The 4,329-nt window shown below is 50.1% G+C and carries 4 protein-coding genes; 1 reads left to right on the forward strand and 3 read right to left on the reverse strand.

What is annotated here, in order from left to right; translation table 11 throughout:
- Positions 1-527: 527 nt before the first annotated feature.
- Positions 528-1,460, forward strand: coding sequence for a hypothetical protein (locus tag KDX37_RS28685; protein WP_231656569.1), 933 nt, complete (start codon positions 528-530; stop codon positions 1,458-1,460).
- 290 nt (positions 1,461-1,750) lie between these two features.
- Here KDX37_RS28685 and KDX37_RS28690 read toward each other — a convergent pair whose 3' ends face one another.
- The 3 genes from KDX37_RS28690 to KDX37_RS28700 all read right to left on the reverse strand — a co-directional run.
- Positions 1,751-2,731, reverse strand: a complete 981-nt coding sequence (locus KDX37_RS28690; protein ID WP_231656570.1) for a replication protein RepA — start codon at positions 2,729-2,731, stop codon at positions 1,751-1,753.
- Between the two features lie 7 nt (positions 2,732-2,738).
- Complete coding sequence (locus tag KDX37_RS28695; protein ID WP_080392291.1) at positions 2,739-2,960, reverse strand: AlpA family phage regulatory protein; 222 nt, start codon at positions 2,958-2,960, stop codon at positions 2,739-2,741.
- An 871-nt stretch (positions 2,961-3,831) separates the two neighbouring features.
- A partial coding sequence (locus KDX37_RS28700; RefSeq protein WP_231656571.1) for a tyrosine-type recombinase/integrase occupies positions 3,832-4,329 on the reverse strand: 498 nt, incomplete at its 5' end.

Consider the following 4,329-nt stretch of genomic DNA (forward strand, 5'->3'; position numbering starts at 1 on the left):
CGCGGTTACCGACGCAGCGAGCGAGTGAGATTGAGCAACTGCTGCCGCATCAGTGGGTATCTGCCTAAGTCGTGCAAGATGACTTCGGCGGACGCTTACTCTTCAGACGCAATGATCTGGGGTGAATAGAGAAAACGGAAAAAATCGTACGCTGGCGTGAACTCTGTCCGTTTGAGGTCCTAGAAGTTGACTGCGATCCGTCAGGAAATACAAAAAATCGCCCTAGTCTGACTGAGTTCCAGTGAGCTTCCTGACGGCGGGTCGAGGTGTACTTAAATGAGACAGCAACGGCGAGTGGTCACTCGCAAATAATTCCGGTTCATGACGGTCGATTGCAGGTCTAACCAGATGAATGCAAGTTCATTCGCAAATAATCTCGGTCTGCTGGCTCGGATAGACGCAATTAATCCCGGTCGAAAAATGCGATGATTGCAGGTCGAGGCCATTTCGATTGCAGGCCGCTACACATAGCGAGACACGAAAAGCATCTGAAGCAGTAACAAGGCCAGGAGCATGAGGAGCAAAGCATGAAAGAGACCATTTACTGTTTCTACCTGATTGCGGACGCACAAGAGCGAGTGGGCTTCCTCGGTCACATACGCTATGACCTTGACGGCACGGATGAAGACAAGCTTGCGTATTTGAGGGTTGCGGCAGAGCGGGATTATGAGAAGGCGACACTAACCAAGGCTCCGGTGGGTTTGACAATTGGTGCGTATACTGCACGTTGCCGCTTGGGCACGGCGCTTGAGCTGTTCGAGTATGTATTTGAACCGCACGAAACAAGGACGCCGCTCTACGGAATTACCATCATTCTAGACGGGAAGCCTGCGATAAATTACATCTCTGATCAGTCTCCGTTGGACATGGACGATGTTAATAAAATCATGGGGGAGAAGAGTGTCATGGATGATTGGCTGGTGAAATACATGCGAGGTGATGAATTTCTCTTCACAGAGCTCATTAACGATGATTTCCTGCTTGCCTACAAGCTACTCTTCAACAACAGGCACTACGCCTCCGCAATAAAGCTTTTCATGTCATGTATCGATAGCATTGCACATGTTGAATATGGATATGAGAAAACAAGGTCAGAGAGAGCGGTGTTCAGCCGGTGGCTTGACGCATACGTGGATTTGGCACCGATAGGCGTCACCGCAGATGAGCTTTGGGAGTTGAGGAATGGGCTCTTGCATATGTCAAATCTTGACTCGCAGAAGGTTGTGAAGAAAAACGCTCGAAGGATATCGCTGTCAATTGGCGTTGTTCCAAAGGAAGCGCAGGGTGTGGGCGATACTTATTACTTCAATCTCCATCCCTTCTATCTTGCTGTATGTGAGGGGATAGGGAAGTGGCTTCAAACTTATGCGAATGACTACAATAAATTCCTGATATTCATCGAGCGATGGGATAGAACGATCTCTGATTCAAGATTGGCACTGTACATCCCTGATAAATGAGGCGAACACTGCTTAAACGACATTTCAGCCTGCGTTTTTTAGAAATCGCACTTGCAGAGTGCTCTGTAAACTCAGGCCAGAAAAGGAACTCGGGGCTAAATAATTCGGAAAAAATCATACGGTAAGCAATGCGGCCAGGAGAGAGGCCCTCGCCCCGCGTAGGCTGTGTCCGAATGAAGTACACCTCAACCCGGCGTCAGGCCGCTCACCGGCACCCCGTCAGACTAGGGCGGTTTTCAGTATTTCCTGACGGATCGCCGTCAACTTCTATGACCTCAACCTGACAAAACTCATGCTAGCGTACGTTTTTTTCCGCTTTCTCTATTCGCCCCATCTAAACTTCGTTTTTGTTTTGACTCCTTTTTATCAGGCGGTATATGAAGCTGGGCGGGAGTCAGTTTGATATACTCTCGGTAGATTTCCACGTGGTGACGGGCCTCAGGGTAAAACAACAGGGCTTCGTCGAGGCGTCTAATAAAAGTTTTCTTGAAGTCACGAGCGCCTTGCTTGTCCGTTGCGTAATTGGAACCAAATTGCCTACGCAAACTTGAGATCGGTATCTTCATTTCTGTTCTCTTGGATTTCTGTAATGTGTACATCCTATAGACAAGCCAGGCGTAGATATCCATCGCTAGCGGGGAATGCCTTAGGCTTTGCAACGCTTCCATTTTGAGCGGGACCGGGGCGCTCATGATTGCTTCGAAGAAGTCTGTATTGAGTGTAAGAGTGCTCTCCCATTTTTCGCAATCTAGTGCTCTAACATCCCAAAAGAAAAACGCTTTCTTTGCTACCATCATATTTTCAATTGTGACTGCGCCGCTGTTACTTCCAGTTACTGAAATCATCGATCTTACAAGTCTTAATGTCTGCTCTTTAAGTTTACCTATGTATCGACCATCGTTATGCAGTCCCAGTTTTTTAAGGAAGGCCGACTGTGATTTACCCAGCCCTATCACGGGACTTTGAGTTTTGACGGCTTCAGTACAGATCCAAGCCAGTAGCAATCGCGGTAGGCTTCCATACGGTACTCCGATATGTGGAGGTGCGGAGATCGATAGCTTCAGCCATTCCGTACCGCGTTCAAAATAATGAATGCCAGGGTCGCTGTGAGGAAAGGTAGCCTGTACTAGAAAACGGGTCGTGAACGCTGTGGGGCCCGGTTTCGTTCTCTGAGCAGCTTCCATCCGGGTCGCGTCATTCATCATGCGGAGCAAGCGGGGGTTTAGCTCCCAAGATATTTCATCCAGAGCATTGTTTTTAGCGAGGCTCATTTTTACCTCAGCGAACAGCTTGCGTTAGTCGTTTCTCACATTTATGGCTTAACCACGCTGACACCTCTGCCTCAATCCAGCCGACGGCTCTGGTGCCTAGTGGTACTGGTCTTGGAAAGCTTCCGTTATTTATCAGAAAGTAGATCCCTGACTTAGTCAGGCCGGTACGCTTTTCAACCTGTGGCCTACGGAGAATTACAATCGCGTTTGGATCGTTGCTCTGTTCCATGCTCAACCTCACTGAACTGCTATGAACTGTGAGATGACAATAAGCAGGTGGGTTGTTTTGAGAGAGAACGAGTTATCAGGGCTTCTTATGTCTTGGAGAGGATCGCCGGGAAGGCGAGATGGAGACAGGTCTAGGCATGCTTGCTGTGCGTGAGCGCAGATCGCGTTCCTGATCTCGTTCCTCCAGCCTTTGGAAGCGTTGAAAGAACTCAGTTTCACTATCTATCGATCCAGGACTGGACGGCAAGGTGAGAAGCTCGTAGGCAGCTTCCCATGCGTTCAGGGACGTCCTGATGGTCATTAGCGATGTGATATGTCTAGACAGAGTTCGTTCAGCGTCCCTCGTATTGCGGCAGTCCTGAGAGGTAGATTCGGCGAGATATCTTTCAACTACGATTGTTGACCAGCGACGAATGACCTCGCGTAGTAAATGAAAGGTCATGGATCTGCCATCGTTTGGTAGCGCCCGCATCAAAGGGCTAGGCTGTTCAGTTTCGAGCGTAGGGATTTCATCCTCTTGCTCATCCAGTTGTGGCAGGGGAGGTGGCTGTATTGCGAATGGATCCGCAGCCCTCTGTTCACTGATGCTGTTTTTAAATCCGTGTCTGCCGTACCACGTCCGCCAGGCTTTTCGTTCTTCGGCATCACGCCGTGGGTGGGCAACGTATGCCCGCCACTGGGCTCCTAATTGGTTGGTGCCGAGAAGCATTTGCTCCAAGTCATACTGAGAGTGACCAGCCAATGAGTTTTCAATGTAACGGAGGATCTCCGCCACTAATGGCCCGGGCACTATTCTGTCGCATCTCGAGCGACCCTGATCTCGATAGATTTCTAGGTAGCGCATCCCGTTCTGCAAAATTGCAGCGTTGCCCTCATCCATTCGAGCTCATCCCTTGGGTACGGGCCAATTCGAGATATTCACCCCACGTCTGCATAATTTCCCTCCGTTCCTTGAGCAGGAGCGCCTTGTTGTAGGTCGCCCTTACCTTATTGTTTTCCACGTGGGCTAACTGACGCTCAATCGCATCCGGCCTACAGCCATGCTCGTTTGCCCAAGTCGAAAAAGTGGTACGCCAGCAATGTGGGGTGGTTCTCTCACCTAGGTTCATATCTCTCATGGCGTAAGTGAGCCGGTTGGGAGTGGTGAAACCTTCACCGCTGCGGTGGGGGAAGAGATAACGGCCGCTACCGGAAATCAGTCGTAGCTCCTCCAGCACGGCAAGGGCACCGGTCGATAGAGGTGAAACGTGATCGCGACGAGCCTTCATTTTCTGGGGATTCCATGACCATCCGGACACCCATTCCACCGACATCCGGACACTGATTCCACGCTGATCCGGACACTCATTCCACAAGCATCCGGACACCGA

This window comes from Pseudomonas californiensis (assembly GCF_021147775.1).
GTDB lineage: Bacteria > Pseudomonadota > Gammaproteobacteria > Pseudomonadales > Pseudomonadaceae > Aquipseudomonas > Aquipseudomonas californiensis.